The sequence below is a fragment of the Paenibacillus mesophilus genome (assembly GCF_005938385.1).
Taxonomy (GTDB): domain Bacteria; phylum Bacillota; class Bacilli; order Paenibacillales; family NBRC-103111; genus Paenibacillus_AB; species Paenibacillus_AB mesophilus.
The window spans coordinates 1-20,094 of sequence record NZ_VCRA01000001.1 but is presented as its reverse complement, the minus strand read 5'-3'; the positions used below and the strand labels follow the sequence as shown (position 1 = coordinate 20,094).

Sequence of the window (20,094 nt, the reverse complement as noted above, 5' to 3'; positions counted from 1 at the left end):
CAATAAACCGAAGAATTAATATTCGAATCCATCAGCAAACTGAGAAAGATAGTGAAGTGTGGTTTTGAGATCGCGATGTCGTAGTTGACGTTGGATGACCGAAATGTCGACTCCAGCTAGTTGCATCATATATGCCATTGTATAGCGTAACCAATGACAGGTAATCGGTCGAACTCCTGCTTTATTGCTAACCTCCCTTAAAATTTTATTTAGACTATTTCTGTTCAGAGTCCGTTTTTTCAAGAAAAAAACATGTTCACTTCCACTTTTTTGCCACTCCTCATGGAATGGGCGGGACAAGAAGAATTTGAGTTCCTCACATAACTTTTGACTTAACATGACTGTGTTCGCTTTGGTCTTTGTACCGCGCTCAACGTAGATGATTTGACGATCGAGATCAATTTGTGAGATAGTCAATTCCCTTAATTCTTTATTACGCAAGCCAGTATTAAGTAGCAAAAGTATTATTATGTAATACTGCCTTGTGAAAGGATCTAACTTTAAAGCTGCCTCTAATAGTAGTGTACATTCTTCTTCTGAAAGGGATTTATCTTTATATTTAATATTGTGGTATGGATTTTTATAATATTGAACCGGATTTCGGTCAATCAATTTCAAACTCTTAAGGAGTTTAAAAAAGCTCTTGAGCGCAGATATACTTGTGGATAGGGCATAGTCTGTGCACCCTTTATCCTTTAAAAATTCGATAAACGAGTCAATATATATTTGATTTATTGGAGAATACTTATCGACATCTTGATAGTATATAAATTTGTTAAAGTCTAGATTACCAGAGTAACCTTTACTCAACAGAAACTCTTCTAGTTTCCGCAAGGAACTAATATAGTTCTGCTTTGTTTTTTCTCTGAGTGTGCAATGTTGTTCCCACATTTTATAATAATTTGAATTAAGTAAAATGTTCATTTTTAGCTGCCTCCTATTTCAATCCATTCGCGAATGGATGTCTTTCCACTGCTTTTTTTAGTTGTTCATCGAATAGTTTTAAATATACTGTCGTTGTCTCGATGCTTTCATGTCCAAGTAGTTTAGAAATAGTGTAAATGTCAATCCCGGCTTCTAATGCATAGACTGCGTAACAATGCCGGAAAGAATGAACTGAGTATTGATCTTTCTCTTTCTCAGATAAGGTAGTTGCTTTTTTAATTATTTTTTTAACAAAATATTGTATGTTCCGAGAAGTCATAGAGCTTTTACCACCATTCGTGGAGAATACATACAAGTCATTCAATTGTTCTTCTGTCAAAGAAGATACTCGGGATTGAAATGTAAATTTCACATAATTCCTTAAAATGCATAGACCTAACAAATTTATGCTGCGTTTTACTTTTGCGCCTTTCTTTCCTTTACCAACAACTTTAATAGATTGATTCTCTGTATCAATATCGCCGATTTTTAATAGTCGAAGTTCTTTCAGACGAATCCCGGAGCTTAGAAAAGTCATAATGATTGTGAAGTTCCTGAAACCGTTTCCGGGGCCAGCGGCTAGATGCACGATTTCTCGTAGTTGATCAATTTTAAATGCCTTAGGAATATCACTATCATCAGTCTTTATTTCAAGCAAGAGTTTTATCTCGTCTATTTTTTCTTCAAAAAAATGCTTTAACGAAATGCGTAAGAATGTCCTTAAGAAAGATGCCTTTTTTGCCCTGGTATTTGAACGCGGTTCATATTGATTGAGATATGCCATAATATTCATTGGTTCCGCTAATTGCCTAAGTGTTGCAAGAGAAGTAGGAGTTGGACTTGAAAAATTAACGTACTGGGATAGTTCAGATTCATATGTTGTTCTTGTGTCAGGACTAAAACTAATAAAACGAGGACAGCTTAGAAAATACTCCTTTACCGTTTGCCCTGGTATATCTTCAGTTACATTTCTTTTCTCGGACGGATCAACCATAATTCCAAGTTCTCCGAGGATTTCCTGTAATTCATCTAATCCATACTGGGCAACAAGTTGTTGAATATTTATACGAAGACCTTGTAATGGGGATGTGGGCAGTTCGATAGGCATCTTTGTATCCTCCTAATTTAGACAAATATTATATGCTTTGAATTGAATTTTCGAAGATCTCGTTGTACAATGACCACATACCTTTTATTTACTTATTTCTCGCAACTCCCGCCATGCGGCCGAGGGAGTCTTTCTAAGAAATTAATTACCTAGATACGGGAATATTCCGTCTAAATCCGCCTTCGAGAAGGTGCACAAGCTTTAGTTTAGATACTAAAGTGGATGTACACCTTCACGAAGGCTTTTGTATTTTAAGTTAATAAGTTGATCTTATTAGCTGATCTGCGAAGTTCTTCTTGACTTCGATGAATGTATAATCCTGCAGTTGCGGCATTCTTATGTCTCCCCAATTTTCTCAATACTTGTGGTGGGCAGTCCTTTCTGTATGAGAGTCGTGTTAGCATTGTATGCCTAAGTAAATGTAATCCACTTGGAATATTCCAACCGGCCATCAAAGAAAATATTTTTACATATTCATAAAGGGATCGAGCAAATTTTTCGGGCGTTGATGAGAAAATATGTCCTGAAGTTGAGTCAGTCGCTAGTGATTCTAGACTTTGATAAACTTTTGTAGGTATCGGCAGTGAGTGTGACCTATCTCCTTTCCCTGTTACTGTAATGACACCAGTGTGTAAATTAATATTTTCCCAAAGAGTGTTTGATACTTCAGTTCTTCTTATCCCCAAGTACAGCATCATTTCAAAAGCTAAAGTGTATTTGAGAGGATCGGGAGAGTATATCTGGATAATCTTAAAGAGTTCATCAATTTGTAGGTCTGTGGGAATATCGCGATAGTGGTAACGTTCATAAGTTATTCCTGGAATATCTGAAGACACGTCAGTTAAAAGACGGCCAAGTTGGAATAAACTTCGGAAAAGTGATTTCACATAATCCAGGATACCGACTGCATAAGCCGGTTCCATTATTCCATTCTCTATTTTTCCCTCAAGATGGAATCGAAAATTTGTAAGATGCTCATCAGTTATAAGCCAGAGGGGTACCTCATTAATTGAAAATGAGGAAAATACAGCAAATGTTTCACACAGCCATGTGAGGAACCAATAAAAAGCTCTTTTTCGGAATTGCAAAGTAGTTGTCTTGTAACCTTTAAAAGTTCCTAGGTGTAGATCAATTAGTGGGTGATTAAGCTGCCAATCATGGGGTGCGTATGTTCTTTTTTTAGGGAACACTATTTCCAACCCTGGATGATATAGATTGGCAAGTTTGGTTAGTTTGTTCACATCGGGGTCGTCGCCTAATGAATCAGATTGCATCACTTGTAGAATAAGATCTTTTTTCAATAATTCGTTATCAGTTATTTTCTGAGTTGGGATATTAAATGTCACGGAGAAACAATCCAAAAATTTATTGAAGCTTTTATAATCTCGATAATATTCAAAAGGGGATCGTAAAGATTGTTTTGCGCTGAAAAAATCAATAATTCTTTGTGCTTGAAGATTGCCTTCTATTCGATTTTTGAAAATCCATGGAATGATATGACCTGGGCCAAGATAAGTTGCTGTGTTTTTTTGGGATGTTTGGTCTAACGCATATAGCGTATTTAACATATTGGTTACACTCGCCTTCGTTATTTTTTTTACATCGATATAAGTACTGGTAATAGTGTGAACTTGATTTCGCAGGTTTAGACCTTCTTCGGAAGAAAGTTTCGTGGAAGGGCATTTCCACGAAACTTCTTTCACATTTTCATTCCAAAAGAAGTTTGGATAGTGCTGTGTTGCTGGGGCTATAGGGTACTTGTTTTGATTGTGATTTGAATGATCAAACATTTGCTCAGCTCCTTGAAAATTTTATACAAACGGAAGCTTTTCTCTAACAACTAGACCAAAAACCATTGCGAAGGGGGTGGGGGTTATCGGCGTATATGTAAGTTTCTATATAACCAGTATTTCATGTAAATACCAACCTTATATGCTGCTCCACAAATGGTGTAGTTTTCGACCTGATACTAGTTTTATCAGAAGAAAAAGCTGAAATCTCACTCAAAACTGCACCATTTATGGTTTTTAAATGATGCATCAGCACATTCATAGTATCTTTGAGCCAGGTGATTGTCTTGGACAAACTCAAAGACCTACGTGAGCATGTTGATAAATTTATTGCAGATCAAATAACTGAAGAAGAATATATAAATAAACATGATTCTGCCAAGGGGAAAGAAAACGCTTGGTACGAAATAAAAGATGTATTCAAGATTAAAGAAAAATGGAGTAAGTTTGTTCGGAAAACCTGTCACCCGGGAAATCGCAGGAAATTTTTGGCTGAATCTGTTGGCATAACATACAATGAATTGAGGAGATTAACGGGGTGGGGCAACTCAACTGTGGGTGATCTACTTCGCACTTCAAACTTAATGCAAAATACAAGGCAAATTGGAACCGAGTTTTTAGCACAATTCGGTATTATGACAAGAGCAACGTATAAATTAATTAATCTTAAGAATGTTGATCTCGAGTACGATGATACACTTTTCAAACTTATTGAGCATACTGTGATAAACGAAATAGAGTTTATTCAAATAATTATTAGTCCTTTAAGTAAAAAGCAGCATATAAGTGGATACGTTGTGAGGACTCCTAATAAGCAACTTCACATTCGATTGGAAATTGTCGATGGTGTCGTGATAATCGATCTTACGAATGCAGATTTAGATTTGTTCAGGGTTCTCTCAGATCTCTTAACAGAAAATACTCCGTTTAACTGGAGTTATTTACATCTTCCCACTATTTATCATAATAAAGAGTCTTTTCTGATATTTGTTGGGAATGCAAATGATAATCAGATGAACAAAATGCTTAATGAAGATTTTATCTGGGCTGATAAGTGGTATCCAATTAATCAAGCAATGAAGAAATCTGATGTTTCAAAAAGTCTAAAGGACCTAAAATGAGATAAAAAAAACGAAAAAGGAAGCCTCCGTTTGAAAGTGAGGCTTCCTTTTTCGTTTTTTTGTTTTTTCCTTATATAAGCATCCATTTACAACTGAATTATAACTACCAGGAGGACGCCTCTATGCAAGTTAAATTAATTATTAGTACAGATAGAAACACAAAGGCTGCCTGCTACAATTATCTTATAGAAAAGTATAAAAAAGAGAAGGGCCGACATATAGAAAATCACAATAAACTGAAAAACGTTGATTATAAGAAATAAACCCTTTTTATTTTCTTTTAAAAAAAGGAGAGATATCTTGCGCAAGTTAACTAAAAATGCCATATGTTGCCTAACATGTGGAGACATCATTGAGTCAAAGACAGTACATGATTTTCAAACATGCAGATGTGGTAAAGTTTTAGTTGACGGTGATTGTGGTTACGCGAAACGCATTTCTCCTCCGGGAGTACCGTCTGAATGGTATGAGGATCTATATGAATGGAAGGAACTGTAGTGTAACTTTTGATTTTGCTTGGTGATCGAATTCCTAATCTATAAAGGGCATTTGCCATTATTTTTGCAAATGCCTTTTTATAATACAAACATAAATTTTCTGAGAAAGACAGCTAGTGGAAATAGAGATCGATGATTCAATAATCGATGATACTTAGATGCCAAGCGAACGTGCATTCTCTGACACGTAGTAGACTTAAGCTTTTGATAAATTATATATCAGAAGTCAATTAGAAAGGAAGATACGTGTGAACCCACCCATTTCAATTAACCCACGCATTGAATAAACAGTATTGGCCGACAGGAGGACGAGAAAGCGTTCTTGCTGCTCGATTCAACTCGAGGGGGCTCAAATGATTTTATCATTAGTGATGGATCGAAGTGGATCTATGTTGGGAGCACCGATAGAGTTCAGTAAGAAGGCTTGCCAGTTCGTAACAGATCAAATGAACAAAGAGGATCAACTCAGCGTGGTTGCCTTTGATGATGAGGTAGAGACAGTATTTGCCCCACAGCATATTACTCATAAGGATTTCATGGAACAAAAGACTGAAAGCATTCAAACTGGTGGATGTACGAATTTGATGCTGCAGGGGATCCAGTATGTCGTTCATAGGCAATCTACCGGCAGCGTCAACAGGGTTTATTACTGTCGGATGGGCACGTAAATGAAGGTATTACAGATCGTGGGAAACTACAGTCCATAGCCAAGGAATTTCATAGTATGGGAATTGGCGTAACGACTATGGGAGTAGGTGATGGGTTCGATGAAGAACTTATGGAAGGAATTGCTGATCAAGGTGGTGGGAACTTCTATTTTATTGAGAAACCGGAGGACATCCCGGGGATATTCTCAAAAGAACTAGACGGTCTTTTATCGGTCGTGGCTCAAAATATAAAGTTAACGATACGACCTTCGGCTACAACACAAATTAAACACATTTACGGCTACAAAGCTCAAGAAAATAATGATGGGTTGAAACTGTCGCTAGGAGATGTATTTGATCAAGAAGTTAAATCAGTCTTAATAGAATTCTCATTTTTCCCGCATCCATTTGGTGAGCATAAAATCTTGGATATCGGTTGGGAATACGTTGATGTGACAGAAGGGGCAAAGCTTTGTTCGCTGCATTATACAATTAATGCGCACTTTACTAATGAACTTAATTTGATCGAGCAATCATCAAACCCTCATGTTGAGAAAAAAATCAAAATAACAGAATCAGCAATTGCAATTGAGCACGCTTAAACTGCATTCGACCAGGGGGATGAGAAGACCGGGAGAAAGCTTCTCCAGCAGCAGGCAGATGAGATGTTAGTGGCGGCTGTTAAATCTGAGGATGCTGAGTTACGTGAGGTAGCTCAATTGTTGTACAGCCATTTAGATAATTTCACTTATTCGAGTAAAACAAGAAAGGCTCTTCATAAACAGAAGTATAAGCAATTGAAAAGAAAGAGGTAGGCAGGACTCTCCTAACAGCAGGTCGAAATTACTATATCTAGTAGTTTAGATCAAAAGAACTATACGGGAGTGAAAGCCACGTGAAAGAGCGATTAATTCGGTTAATGCGAATAATTAATTTGATACAATCCAAACCTGGCATTCTGGCAAGGGAGTTAGCAGAACGCTGTGAAACATCCGAGAGAAATATCTACCGTGATATTATAGCGCTGCATGCGATGAATATTCCGATATCCAATTATGGTCATAGTAGAGGCTATGCTTTTATTAGTAATTTCTCCATGTATCCATTGGATTGGACGGAACAGGAAGCTTTGGCATTTTCGATGTTGCCCACTGTACTAGATCAAATAAAGTCATTGCTCCCAGAAGGTTTTGACTCTGCCTTGGAAAAGGTCATGGGTGTTCATAAGAAAGAAAAGTCGAAGCGTGTCGATATTCTACAGCATGTCACAGATATCATTCAAATGGGAACACCCGCCTATCGTGATGAAGAAGGAGGAGCTTCGTTCCTTTATGATATCATTAAAGCAAGTTTATCTCAGAATACGATAAGAACCGTTTATTATACGCAAAGTCGTGATGAGGAGTCCGAGAGAGACATCGATCCTTATTATTTAGTACCTCGTGACCATCGATTCTACTTAATTGGATATTGTCATTCTGCAGGTGATATTCGGACATTCCGAATTAGTCGTTTTCGAGATGTTAACCTGCTGGATGAAACATTTGATAGAGGTGAATTTAATCTAAAGGCCTATATGAAGAACACTTGGTCCATAGAGCGAGGGAGAGAGCAGATTCGATTTAAAGTGAGATTTCATGCTAGTATTGCGCGTTATGTGAAGGAAGAGGAGCTCTTTGTGAAACCGAAATTAACGCCTCAGAAGGATGGAAGTCTACTCTTTGAAGTAACAGTTAATCATGACCGAGAATTTATGAATTGGTTAAATCAATACGGCCCTGAAGCGGAGATTCTTGAGCCCAAAGCTTATCGGGATGTCATGAGGCAGAAGCTAGATCGTTGGAGAGCCTTATACGAGTAAAAAGGAGCAAAAATAGCATGCCTATGCCATCAACCTTTATTCGTAATTTGCATGAGAGCTTTGAAGCTTTTCCATTGTCTAAGAAAGTACTTCTTGCGCCACGTTTTGCTGACGGGCAGCAGTGGCTGCATCAAGTCTGCCGTGACTATGGTCACGTTTTGAATGTTGAAGTACAGACGATAGAAAGTTTGGCTTTAAGGCAATCCTCACTTCAGCTTTTTCAGCAAAAGAAAACAGTTATTCGTTCCCAGCAGTCATTCTGGATCATTCAGAAGATTATGTTGGACCTGACTAAGAGTGAAGCTCCCTATTTATCCCAAGCGAAGATTACGCCAGGTATGGTTTCTTGTTTTCATCGTTCCATTGAGGACTTACGACAAGCATTTGTCCATGCCAAAGATTTAGAGCTGTCTCATTTCGTTGATCATCGGAAGGGAGTGTTTGTAAGAGAAGTTCTTCGTAGATATGAAATAATTCTTGAGTCGTATAACTTCGTAGATCAAATGATACAAGCTGATCTGGTAGTTGCCGATCAAGATGGTACGATCTATATCATGCCAGAGAATAGTTTACTGACCAAATCCCAGCAGACGATCGTTAATAAAATAGCTGGTGAACGACTAGTGAAGCCAATGCATGGCTTACCATTAACGGCATCCGAATCTGACTTCCCTGCAGAAAAGGTACAGATATTCCATGCAACGGGTACATTGGCCGAAATTCGCGAAGTAATGAGGCGGATATTATCGCAAGAGGTTCCACTTGATCGGATCGAAATCATTGCATCCAACTATGACCCATACGCGAGTGCAATTCAAACGCTGACCTCTGAGTTGGATATTTCGTGTACCTTTGGGAATGGGTTGCCGATTCAATATGCTAGAATGGGTCGTACATTATTAAAACTGCTTCATTGGCTCGACAATGATTTTCAAGTTACCGATATCATTGGTTTACTACGCGAAGGTGGATTATCTTTTCGAAATGAGGATGAGAGTATCGGGGCATCTGAGTGGATTCGTTCAATAGAAGCTCTCCATATTGGTTGGGGCAAGGAACGTTATTTAGAATTACTTGAATCAACTATAAATAAAGGAGCCGAAGAAGCGAAACCGATACTAGTCAACCTTAGGAAAGTATTCCAGGGAATATTCGCGAAATGGCCGAATGATGACGCATGGAGTCCAACGTTTATCCTGTCGTGGTTACAGAAGATCATTACAAAGTATGGAACGATTCAGAACGAAGATGATGCGCTTATTGTCAAAGAAATGGATGAGCTGGTTGCTTCATTAACTTCAGTAGATGCGATTACGTTTTCGGAAATGAAAAAAGACGTTGCTCTGCAATATGTAGAGCAGTTCCTAGCAGGAATTCGCGTGAAAGTTACTCCGTTTCCAACTCCTGGCGCAATTAACATTTCTTCCCTATCGAATGGTGGCTTAACTGGAAGGTCATTTACGTACATGGTCGGCATGGATGAACATAACTGGTCTGTATCATCCAGACAGGATCCAGTTCTGTTGGATGAAGAAAGACAAAACATTAGCGCTAATCTTACACTGACTTCGGAGCGAGGCAGACAATTAAAAATAGATCGACTTAGAAAGCTAGCGAATATCACGGGGAATGTAACGTTAAGCTATTCTTCCTATCAGATAACAGAAGGGAAGCAAGTGAGTCCTGCGTTTGAAGTTCTTCAGATATTCCGTAATAAAACATTTTTGTCGGATGCAGATTACTCCGTTTTGGGAAATGCATTGGCAGTCCTGTGAGTTATCAATTAAATACACTAACTAATGCAGAGACAACTCCCCTTGATGGTTTGGATGTATGGACGGTTGCATTTCTAAATAATCGTGGTCGGTTGCTTGACGGGCGGGATGTGTTGAATAAGGAGTACACTTATCTCAGTAATGGTAGTGATGCTGTGATGAAACGCATCTCAAACACGATAACAGCACACGATGGCTTCATACAATCAGAAGCATTAGCCGCAGACATCGGGCAACGCGCTTTTAGCGCAAGCCAGCTGGAACGTTATGCTGAATGCCCAATGAGGTTTTACTTCGGATACGTACTTGGAATATGGTCAAAAAATGAAGTTACCTATGATCGAAAGCGTTGGTTAGAACCCGTGGAGCGCGGGAACTTACTACATCGTATTTTCTATGAGTATTTGAAACAAATCACGTCGGATGGCTCACTGCAAGCGAATCATGACCGAAATCTTCTGCAGTACATAGCTGAAGAACAATTGGCAAACTACAAGCGATTAATTCCTGCACCAAGTCAGCATATCTTGCTTAAGGAGTCTGGTGAGATCCGTCAAGATGTGGAGTGGTTTTATAACGAAGAATTGATAAAGACGACACGCCCTTGTTATTTTGAGCAAGAACTTACGATTGATGGAGAACCTATGCAGCTTAAACTGACAGACGGCTCCACGATCACAATAAAAGGATTTATTGATCGTATTGATCAAATTGAGCCCCATTCCTATCGAATTATTGATTATAAGACAGGTAATCCGAACAAATATCGCGAGAATGGGCACTTTGCTGGTGGAACACAGCTACAGCATGCGCTCTATGCGCTAGCGGCGGAACAGTGGTTGAGGGACACGGGCAGAGATAAGGATGCCCGAGTTACGGAGTCAGCGTACTATTTTCCGACAGCGAGAGGGGTTGGTCGTGAAGTGGTGCGCCTGCAAGATAAGCGTGAGTTATTAACTGGCGTTGTGAGAAATCTATTGATCTCCATGGAACAGGGCGTGTATATACCGACAGAGGATGCGAAGCGTTGCCGTTATTGTGATTATGCGACGGTCTGTGTGAATCATTCTGCATTTATGGCAGATAAAAAGAAGCATCCAGACAATGCCATGAATATGAAAGAATTCTTGGAGGTGGAAGCCATTGACTAGACCTAATGATTGGGAAGCTAGAAATCGTATCGTAGACGATCTTGAAACAAACTTATTAGTTGAAGCGGGAGCGGGGTCAGGTAAAACGACGAGTCTCGTTGGTCGAATGGTTTCTCTGATTCGAACCGGACAAGCACAGATTGGGCGCATCGCGGCGATCACCTTTACAAAAAAAGCGGCGGATGAGCTTCGGGAGCGTTTTCGGTTAGCATTGGAAAAGTCGCTAAGTAATGCAGATGATCCAGTAGAAAAAGAGCGGTATGCAGCTGCAATGGAGGGGCTCGATCAGAATTTTATTGGCACCATTCATGCTTTCTGTGGCATGCTGCTTCGTGAGCGCCCTGTAGAGGCGGGTTTGGACCCTGTCTTTAGAGAGCTGGATGAGCAATCGGGAGAGGAATTCCAAAGCCTTTGCTGGGACGATTACTTGCTGCAGCTTGAAGAGCTTGGACGGATAAATGAGTTGGAGGAACTTCAGCAGTATGGCATCAATGTGAATACACTCAAAGCTGTGTATGACAGGGTATCCCTGTTTAATGATGTGAACATAGAAGCAACTGAAGTGCCTCGTCCTGATTTCGATTTGATTCGCTTGTCCTTGCCACCTTTAATGTCAGAAGCATGGCCCTATATGCCGACTTATGAGCCTGAAAAAGGTTGGGATGCTTTGCAAAAGGTCCTGCGCTTAATTAAGCAAAAGGAGCGCAATTGGAGTTGGGAGAATGACCTTCACGTACTGTCCATGGCGATGGATTTCGATAAGAAGCTGGACGTCACGCAAAATAAATGGACAGATAAAGCGAAGGCGAAGGAACTTCGTGATCGATTTCAAGACTGGCAGATAACCGTTTTATTTCCCTTCCTTAGAGCTTGGCGAGAGTATCTGTATCCGAAGCTGATCCATTTTGTTGCTCCAGCCGTCGCCTATGCACAGCAAAGAAGAACAGAGTCAGGGGTTGTCAGCTTTCAGGATTTACTAGAAAAGGCGACATCCATACTACGTGAATCCGTTAGTGTGCGAGGTTATTTTGCAAGCAGATTTCAGCGGCTGCTGGTAGACGAGTTCCAGGATACCGATCCGATTCAAGCGGAGATGATGTTTCTTTTAACCGGAAGCTCTGAAAACACGAGTGAAAAAGATTGGCGTAAGCTGCAGCCACGTCCAGGTTCCTTATTCATAGTCGGCGATCCGAAGCAATCTATTTATCGATTCAGACGTGCGGATATTTCCATTTATAATGAAGTAAAACGAAGAATCACAGAGACTGGAGATATACTACAGCTCTATGCCAATTTTCGATCTGTGCAAGCCATTGGTGATTATGTAAATTATCAGTTTGAGTCTAAATTTCCTAAGGTAGCAAATGAACAGCAAGCTGCTTTTGTTCAGATGCAGACACAATCACCGAATCCAGCAGCAAAGAAAAAGGCAACACATGGCATCCGTATCTTAACCTACCCGAAAATGGCAGGAGGGAAGGCCGCTGTTGCTAACGAAGATGCCAAACAGGTATCGGCTTATATCGCTTGGGCTTGTGGCAGGAACGGACTGAATGTTCAGGAGCGAGATGCAAAAGGCGAATACCAGGAACGAAGAGCGGTACCGAGTGATTTTCTTATTTTGCTAAAAACGAGAGAGTTCATTAGTCTGTATGCTGAAGCATTGGATCGTTGTGGAATCTCGGCAGATACAGCTGGTAGCGCGGCCATTTACCCGGAGATGTATAGTTTGGCGCAGTTGTCTGCCTGTTTAGCAGATCATTCTAATAAGATAGCACTCCTATCCGTGCTACGAGGTGAGCTGTTTGGCATCAGTGATCAGGAGCTCTACGATTACAAAAAGACGGGGCATCCCTTTCATTACCTGGCCTTACCCGATAATGGAGTTGAATTACGGGAAGCGATGCCAGTATACACAGTACTTGAGAAGTTACGCAAATACTATGCTTGGACTCGTAAGCTACCGGCAGTAACAGCATTAATCCGCATCACAGAGGATATGGGCTTGCTCGCTCATGCTTCCCAGAAAGAAGCAGGGTCGACACGTGCCGGGACGTTAATCAAGCTATTGCAGCAGTTGCAGGATGAGATTAACAGTGCAGCTGGGTGGGGGGCTTTGGCCGACACATTAGCGGCATGGTGCCAAGGAAAAGGTGTAGAAACCTCTAGTCTATATGCGGGGCGAAACGAATCCGTGCGAATAATGAATCTACATAAGGCCAAAGGGCTTGAAGCACCAGTTGTTTTTCTCGCGTGCCCTTGTGGTGAATCGGATCACGATGCAACAGAATATGTTGATCGGACAGTCGAGCCGGCTGTTGGTTATTTTATCATATCGCAGCAGAAATATGAGTTCGTGAAAGAAACCTTAGCTCAACCTGTGGGTTGGGATGCCATGAACCTCAAAGAGCGAGAGTTTATGAACGCTGAAAAGGATCGGCTACTTTACGTGGCCGCCACTCGTGCTAAGCAAATGCTTGTTATAAGCCAGTATCCCGATCAACCAGCGAAATGCCCATGGAGTCCTCTCCTTCTAGGAATGGAGATGGTTCCGGAGCTTGAGGTTCCTGCCTATAAGGAGCAGGAACGTACGGAATTTAAAGGGCAGCTAGACATAGCGGGGATCATGACTGATCGAGATGCGAAAGTTGCGCAACTGGGACAGTCCACGTATGCGAGATTATCAGTCACCGGTCTGACCAAGAGCTCGGGTGAAATACCCGAATGGTCGTCCGAGGGGCGTGGCATGGCTTATGGCAGCCTCGTGCATATGGGCATAGAAGCTGCCGGTAAAGGCATGGTAGGCGAGCAACTTGGTTCCTACATGGAAATGCTGGCAGATCAACTCAATGTGGAAGATGATTTCGTAGCAGAAGCCTTACTTACAGTGGTTGGTTTCACGAATAGTGATCTATGGCAACGAGCGCTTCGAGCGAAAACACGTATGCATGAAGTCAGGCTTTTATTCAAGAAAAGCTCGGAGGAAATTGCTGTTAAGACTGACTCCTCCCCAGAAGTTGCGGCTTCAAAGGAGGATGGGATATTTGCAGACTCTGTAAGTACTGTCTATGTCGAGGGTATCATCGACTTCTTATTTGAAGAAGAGGACGGATGGGTGATCGTTGACTTCAAGACGGACCACTTCGAAGAAGGAAAGGAAGAAACATTTGTTCGGTTCTATCGGCCGCAGGTGATGACCTATGCACGGGAGTGGGAGCAGACATTTGGATTTAGGGTAAAGGAAGCAGGGCTTTATTTTGTAGGGCATAAGAAGTATGTTGAATTGAATAATGGATATGTTGCTTAGCTAACCAAGAAGTTAGGAATGTTCATCAATTTCGATCATAATTTATGGAGACGCCCATGAATATTTTTGAGAGTAAAGAGAAATTCGATGAAGGTCTGAACACCGTCCAAAGCACCTTTGACCAGTTGGAAATATGGTGCAGAGAAGTAAAGTCTGAAAATGAGATTTTATGGGAAGTTATTCTTGAAAGCTGCAACGAAGCCTTATGGGAGAAACTTCTCCGTGCGCTTGCTGATTACAATAGAGTAGATAGTGCTGCCTTCATTATCAAGAAGATTCGAGAATTGCTTGAACATAACAAATACTCGCTGGCCATTGTTGGTCTTAATCTCCTTTCGGATATCCTGAATAATGAAGAACCCTCAGAATTCGTTCAGATGTCGATTTCACCTATTCTTGATCGGATGTTTTCAATGAACTTATCCGAACTAGATGAAATGGACAGGTTACTCATTGACATCACGAGATGGATGAAGAGGGCAGCCCAATCAAAATTACGTGACAGTGTTCATGAATATCTGCACGAGAATCACGTTAAATTGAATCAAATGATAGCAGATACGAATTCTCCTGATCACATTATAATTTATTTGCAAACCTTATTGTCCTTCGACTTGTATTATCCGTTGAGAGATTTGATGGAGTATCTTATAAGTGAAGAGTGGCCTTTTCTGGATGCTAAGATTCAGGAAGAGCAGTTTGCTCACTTCTTATGGATAGCCTTTTATCTCTCTATGGACGATGTCTTAATAGAAGTTTCCAAGGAAAGTGGACGTTTCATCGAAAATGTTCAAAGTCCTGAAAGTCTACTTTATAAGAAGTATTATGATGTCAAGAATAATCGAGAGCATGATAGTCAAACATTGGGAAATATTGCTGCTTTGATGACTCAGAGCCGAATATTTGAAGATCACGAAAAAGCGAAGCTATGGGAAGAGATCATAAGATTCCTACAAAAACGAACGGAAACATCAGTTACCCTTGAGTTACCTATCAATAGTAACAAAGTAAGCAGTATCTGGCAGATAAAGAATAAAACAGATCACTGTCCTCATTGCAGTAAAAGTAAATTGGTGAAGGAAAGCTTCGCAGTTGACGGATTTATGAAACACTCAGATCAAGCGCAGAAAGAAGTTGTTTTTGAACTGCTTACATGCAACCACTGTCATAGGATTTTCGCATATGACAGCATGAAGCTCAAGTTAAACCGCGCGCTTGAACCTTACCGATGCAAAGTGAATTTAGATCCAATTAACTACCCGCATAAACAGGCGGTGAATAAACCGATGAAAACTCCACCAAAGTCAGTGGTGATAACGCCGCCGGCTCCAAATTATTTTGCGTGGCCAAGTACAGAAGCGAAGGAATCGGAAGGACAATCGGATAGGGAAGGTAACTTTAGAGAGGAAACCGATCTACATCGTCAGGGTTACAGAATTACTGGCCTCAATCGAACTCAGCGCTGGGACGTATTGGTTCGTAAAGCGATTCCCAAAATGACTCTAAAAGAGATCGTTTTTACAATTGCACGCAATGTTCGTCTACGTAAGTCCCAGGCAGGCGGTAAAACAAAATTTGCTTACGCTATTGCTGAGTGGGAGCATGACCTGAAACGTCTCAAACAAGAATATTACAAATCAAATTTTACATGGCCTCAATATTAAGGGGAAGTATGTCATCATGGACAGAAAGTTGATGGTAGTATTTCGAATCCTAGGACTTGTAAATGAGCTTGATAATGAGAAGTTGATTTCCTTTTGGTTCATTAACGATAAGATTGAAGTCGTTATTTGGAGGGTCTTGACTCCAATCGAGTTAAAATTGGAGAGGCCACTATTGTAATATTCATAGAAATAAACCACATGATGAAGTGATCATCGTTCCCTTAAATAACCAAGGACTGCTTTCAGACGGCTGTCATTGGTTGTATATATGAATTTTGATTTGAAATGATAGTGCAGAACAAAAAATGCAAAGGATGCTATTGGATTTGGCAGCCTTTGCATTTTATCTTTTTACTGTATGTTATTAGGTTAGTGTTCGAGATATTTCTCAATCGTCGTTTTGTACATGAAAGGCAGTGGATCTGCAGCTTCTTTATTGAAGGTTGTAAGACAATTTCGCATGATATGAAGCTTTTTGCACAAGGCTTTTCTTCTTTCGCTTTCGGGCTCTCCTAATGCAATCATCTCTCTTGCATTCGGCTTAGCGATCCATGTATCCGGATACTCTTCTTTCATTAATTGATTCTCAAGCTTCATGGAATCGCTTTTCGCTGCCATACTGTAGAACAAAGACTCGCTGACATCCCAATAGAATCCTGACTGAAGTGTAATTTCGATTGCTCTAGTTTTTCTGTTTACCCCAATTACATCAGCATTAGGGACTTCATCGCTGTCGTTGTAACGGAAAAAATGTAAATTGTCGCTTGTAAAATCAAACGGTTTATTATTATGCGAAAGTAAATCATTCCTTAAAAAGGGGAATACAGAAAAACGAAGGCTATAATCAAACACCGTGAATATTTCCTTGTCCGGGCTTATGATGCCTTCAATTGCTCTTTTACAATTCGTTCCTATGATTTGCTGAGTGGCAGTACTTCTGCTCGTCTTGCTTCGCAAAAAGATAAGGAAGTCGGTAGTCTCCAGCCAAATAGTGGAGGTTTCCCCGATGTCAGAATCATTTAGTAGAGTAAATAATGGCGGCTTCCCATACTCAATGCGCGTCATAACGACATGGCGGATGTTCTTGCGGATACCTTCAACTGAAAATACGCCGAGCCATATTTCATTCTCACTCCAACCATTCTCAAATAATTTCTTCGGGTAGAAACCATTATGTTTGAATAGATCCATCACAGCACTACGTAAACGGAAATCGGGGTTGCTTTGATCAATGTTATTTATGAATTGAGTTAATATACCGGCATTAAGGAATTCCTGTCGTATCAAATCTTTTGGATCCCCGACGCGAAGTGCACGATCCAATATATGGTAGGGTGGAATGTGAATAAGCGCCATGCGGTTCGTATTACGTTCTCGAAGAGTTGTCTGTATTTCGGTTGTGCGTTCCATCTTTGTTTCTTGGCCCACGATTGGTACTACACGGCCATAACGAGTACTTTCTTCCGTATTCATCGCCGCGGTAATGTTACCTTGTGGCTGAAACCGGAAATGGACGGATAAATGATGCTGAGCTAGAATGAAATCCACGAGTATATGAGTGTCATCAATTGAAACACTCGCAATGAAAGGATCTTTAGTCCTTTTGGTACGGTTTGCAAATTCCTTTAATGAACTAACGACCGAAAAGTGAGAGTTGACGTTTGCTGAGTGATAATGAATGCTTACGCTTTTTTTCTTTGCTTCTGCATTTGCGAGCAGCAGCTCACTTTGAATTGTTTCTGTCCAATCCTTAACGGAGTAGGTTTTATAATCTTTTAGTAAATGCATTTGAATCCAGTAGGAAGCAGCGTTGTTAAAGAGCAATTTCTCCTCATGATCCCATATGTCAATGTGGCATTCTGTGATCTCTCGAAACGGGGAGTAGGGGAGTGTTTCTCTGTTGAGCCGCAGCTTCGTTGCTGAATTACCTCTATGCGTTTCAATTATTTTCATTTTGAAATGATCAGCGAAAGTTAAAAAAGCTTTGTGTCTTTCTTGTAAACCGATTCCTGCTTGAATAGGCATCGTGGAGGCATCCAAATATTGTGTGTTATAAATAATAAACAAACGGTACTCAGCATCATGATCATTCTTCATATGATCGTATGGCAACGCAAGGAAAGATTCGAAGGAAACCTTGCCATTCTCTCTATCAAATCGTCGAATCATCTCATACTCGGTCTCCGTCCTTAAATTAAATGCCCCTCCTTTCTTTGTGAGCTTTGTCTCTGCCATGATCGAGCAATTATGGTCTTCATAACGTGAGGGCATCTGAATGAGTATGCTTGCACTTCCGTTATATTGTAAATCATTTTGAACATCCCAATATGCGTAACGTTTTAAGGAAACCGTAAAATTGATAAAGAAAGAACCGGGATGAAATGGTTTCGTTATCAAGGATGTCTGCAATTCATAGGAAATGGGAAGCTCTATGAAATAATTGTTTTTCTTCTTAATAAATCGCGTCAGTAAAGAATCACCAAACACGCGTTTTGCTATTTTCTCTGCCTTCCGAGCAGAACCTAAATAACATTCGACCCAGACAGGCTCAGAAACGACACTTGTGCTTGCTATATCTTTTATTACATGGTGGAAACGAAGCGGTTTATTGCCATTCATTCCGTCTATTATATGGTCTTGACGGCAAAATAAGCGGTGAAGTAGGCTCGGTAAAAAACCATAGGCGCGATGCTGAATCATCTCCTCGCTAATCGAAATTTGGATCCATTCCCAATCTTCCAAGTCCAGATCGCCAAGAGGCTCCTTCAGCTCATTTAAATGCCAATCACGTAGTGTTCTAATTATATGCTGCAGTGGAACCATTTCTTCAGCAAAAACTCGAAATCGCTTATCACGGTTTGAGTACTCACTGAAAAAAATCACGCCATGGTCTAACATAATCATTTTGCGAAGCGAAGACCAGCGAACGTTTTGGAATTCTTGATTCCATTGGTTATCGTTCAGTTTCATCAATCGTTCTTCGATCCTCTTGCAATACTCCACTGGAAAAACAAGCATATAACATTCTGGAAGTTCCAACTGATCCAGTGATACTTCCATTTGATAAGGTTGAAGTGCTTGAGATTGGTTATTGTGCTGTAACCAATCTGCATAACGATTTTGTATGGAATGAGGAGTAACGAACACTTCGATAGGACTAGTCATGGGATTCTCCTTTCAGTTCTCTTATTTGTTAGATAGCAGCAATTGTGAATATTGATACTCCTGAATATTGAAAAGACTGTTTAAAAAAGGACCATATAGTGAAGTGTAGACATTGTTATGCTGTAGCTTTTCGAGGTTCATTTTCCATATCTCAATCATGCTTATTTCAGATTGTGAAGAGGGCACATTCGAGCTTCCTCCTTCAATGCTTAACTCTGTATGGTCTTCTTGCAAGAAACTTTGATCACTTCTGATTCCTGTCATTTTCGCATCACATATGATGAGCCTTGCCGTTGTATCCCCCCTAAGAAGCCTTCCGATAACCTGTTGCACTTTAACAAAAGTCATCCAGCATAAATCGCTTAATTCTCTCTCCGTCAAAAGGATTGCATATAAAGGCTTACCGGCAAGACCGCGCATGAATCCTTGGGTTTTCTGTCTTAAGCGTCTTATATAATTTTCAAATTGGAATCCTTGTTGGAGCAATTCATCTCTATATTGCTTCTCTTTTTGGTGCATTAAAATGAAGTGATTTATTGGATCATCGACGTTGTAATAAGGACGGATAAACAAACAGATAGAACCAAAATAGGAGCGGTGCGTCCTGCCAGGCACACGTTGAACGATATTATACCCTCGTGCTATTACATCAATAGGAGCTATGACGATGTCATATCCATAATCAGGAATGTCCTCTATTTCTGTACGCAAGATGGTCGGAAATGGATAGCTTGATTCTGCAGATTCGGGAGGTCGTACTACACAACAAAATCGCTTGTCCCATGCATGCGCCTGATTCATAGCCTCAGCCACCGCTAATCCATCTTCATAACTGGCAACCACGATTAGTACTTTCCTTGGCTCACCGTTGTTTTCATGGTGAGATAATTCGTTTTCAAATAAGGGAAGGTGGTAATTTGTAATTTTTTGAAGCGCTCTTTTTCGTTCCTGGTTATACTCCCTCTATGAATAAATGCATATCTCCAATTTCCTCTTGTTTTCTTACGATTTCGTTGAGGGGGAGTTTTAATAGACACAGCCTCACAGGAACAAAATTGTACAGAAGGGGATTTTTGGTTTCCTA

At 40.4% G+C, this 20,094-nt stretch carries 15 protein-coding genes; 9 read left to right on the top strand and 6 right to left on the bottom strand.

The annotated features are described in order from the left end of the window. Positions 1-15: 15 nt before the first annotated feature. The 3 genes from FE783_RS00070 to FE783_RS00060 form a co-directional block, all read right to left on the bottom strand. Positions 16-924: a tyrosine-type recombinase/integrase gene (locus FE783_RS00070; protein ID WP_138877273.1), complete on the bottom strand. Its 909-nt coding sequence runs from the start codon at positions 922-924 to the stop codon at positions 16-18. Positions 925-937: 13 nt separating this feature from the next. Beyond that, positions 938-2,032 (bottom strand): tyrosine-type recombinase/integrase, encoded by a 1,095-nt coding sequence (locus FE783_RS00065; protein ID WP_138877272.1) that lies wholly within the window; start codon positions 2,030-2,032, stop codon positions 938-940. 251 nt (positions 2,033-2,283) lie between these two features. Next, entirely contained in the window at positions 2,284-3,822 is a 1,539-nt protein-coding gene (locus tag FE783_RS00060; RefSeq protein WP_138877271.1) for a tyrosine-type recombinase/integrase, read from the bottom strand. Positions 3,823-4,109: 287 nt separating this feature from the next. Here FE783_RS00060 and FE783_RS00055 point away from each other — a divergent pair, with 287 nt between their 5' ends. The 9 genes from FE783_RS00055 (at position 4,110) to FE783_RS00015 (ending at position 15,845) form a co-directional block, all read left to right on the top strand. Then, entirely contained in the window at positions 4,110-4,943 is an 834-nt protein-coding gene (locus tag FE783_RS00055) for a hypothetical protein (protein WP_138877270.1), read from the top strand. Between the two features lie 246 nt (positions 4,944-5,189). Continuing rightward, positions 5,190-5,441, top strand: coding sequence for a DUF7695 domain-containing protein (locus tag FE783_RS38890; protein ID WP_420799695.1), 252 nt, complete (start codon positions 5,190-5,192; stop codon positions 5,439-5,441). 352 nt (positions 5,442-5,793) lie between these two features. Next, positions 5,794-6,108 carry a VWA domain-containing protein gene (locus FE783_RS38625; RefSeq protein WP_138877268.1) on the top strand — a complete coding sequence of 105 codons (315 nt, stop codon included), beginning with the start codon at positions 5,794-5,796 and terminating at the stop codon, positions 6,106-6,108. A gap of 56 nt (positions 6,109-6,164) precedes the next feature. Continuing rightward, positions 6,165-6,689, top strand: a complete 525-nt coding sequence (locus tag FE783_RS38620; protein WP_338015755.1) for a vWA domain-containing protein — start codon at positions 6,165-6,167, stop codon at positions 6,687-6,689. A gap of 293 nt (positions 6,690-6,982) precedes the next feature. After that, the gene (locus FE783_RS00035) at positions 6,983-7,948 is read left to right on the top strand and encodes a helix-turn-helix transcriptional regulator (protein WP_138877266.1); all 966 of its coding nucleotides are present in this window, start codon (positions 6,983-6,985) and stop codon (positions 7,946-7,948) included. 17 nt (positions 7,949-7,965) lie between these two features. Next, on the top strand, positions 7,966-9,723 hold the full coding sequence (locus FE783_RS00030) for a PD-(D/E)XK nuclease family protein (RefSeq protein WP_138877265.1): 1,758 nt from the start codon (positions 7,966-7,968) through the stop codon (positions 9,721-9,723). Next, positions 9,720-10,874, top strand: a complete 1,155-nt coding sequence (locus tag FE783_RS00025) for a PD-(D/E)XK nuclease family protein (RefSeq protein WP_138877264.1) — start codon at positions 9,720-9,722, stop codon at positions 10,872-10,874. The genes FE783_RS00030 and FE783_RS00025 overlap by 4 nt, the downstream gene beginning before the upstream one ends. Continuing rightward, positions 10,867-14,181, top strand: a complete 3,315-nt coding sequence (locus FE783_RS00020) for a UvrD-helicase domain-containing protein (protein ID WP_138877263.1) — start codon at positions 10,867-10,869, stop codon at positions 14,179-14,181. The genes FE783_RS00025 and FE783_RS00020 overlap by 8 nt, the downstream gene beginning before the upstream one ends. A 56-nt stretch (positions 14,182-14,237) precedes the next feature. Beyond that, positions 14,238-15,845, top strand: a complete 1,608-nt coding sequence (locus FE783_RS00015) for a hypothetical protein (RefSeq protein WP_138877262.1) — start codon at positions 14,238-14,240, stop codon at positions 15,843-15,845. Positions 15,846-16,214: 369 nt separating this feature from the next. Here FE783_RS00015 and FE783_RS00010 read toward each other — a convergent pair whose 3' ends face one another. The 3 genes from FE783_RS00010 to FE783_RS38130 form a co-directional block, all read right to left on the bottom strand. Next, entirely contained in the window at positions 16,215-19,010 is a 2,796-nt protein-coding gene (locus FE783_RS00010) for a DUF3893 domain-containing protein (protein ID WP_138877261.1), read from the bottom strand. Positions 19,011-19,031: 21 nt separating this feature from the next. Further along, positions 19,032-19,853: a hypothetical protein gene (locus FE783_RS00005; protein ID WP_138877260.1), complete on the bottom strand. Its 822-nt coding sequence runs from the start codon at positions 19,851-19,853 to the stop codon at positions 19,032-19,034. Positions 19,854-19,855: 2 nt separating this feature from the next. After that, positions 19,856-20,094, bottom strand: a 239-nt coding sequence (locus tag FE783_RS38130) for a hypothetical protein (RefSeq protein ID WP_238402808.1), incomplete at its 5' end; no start/stop codon positions are given.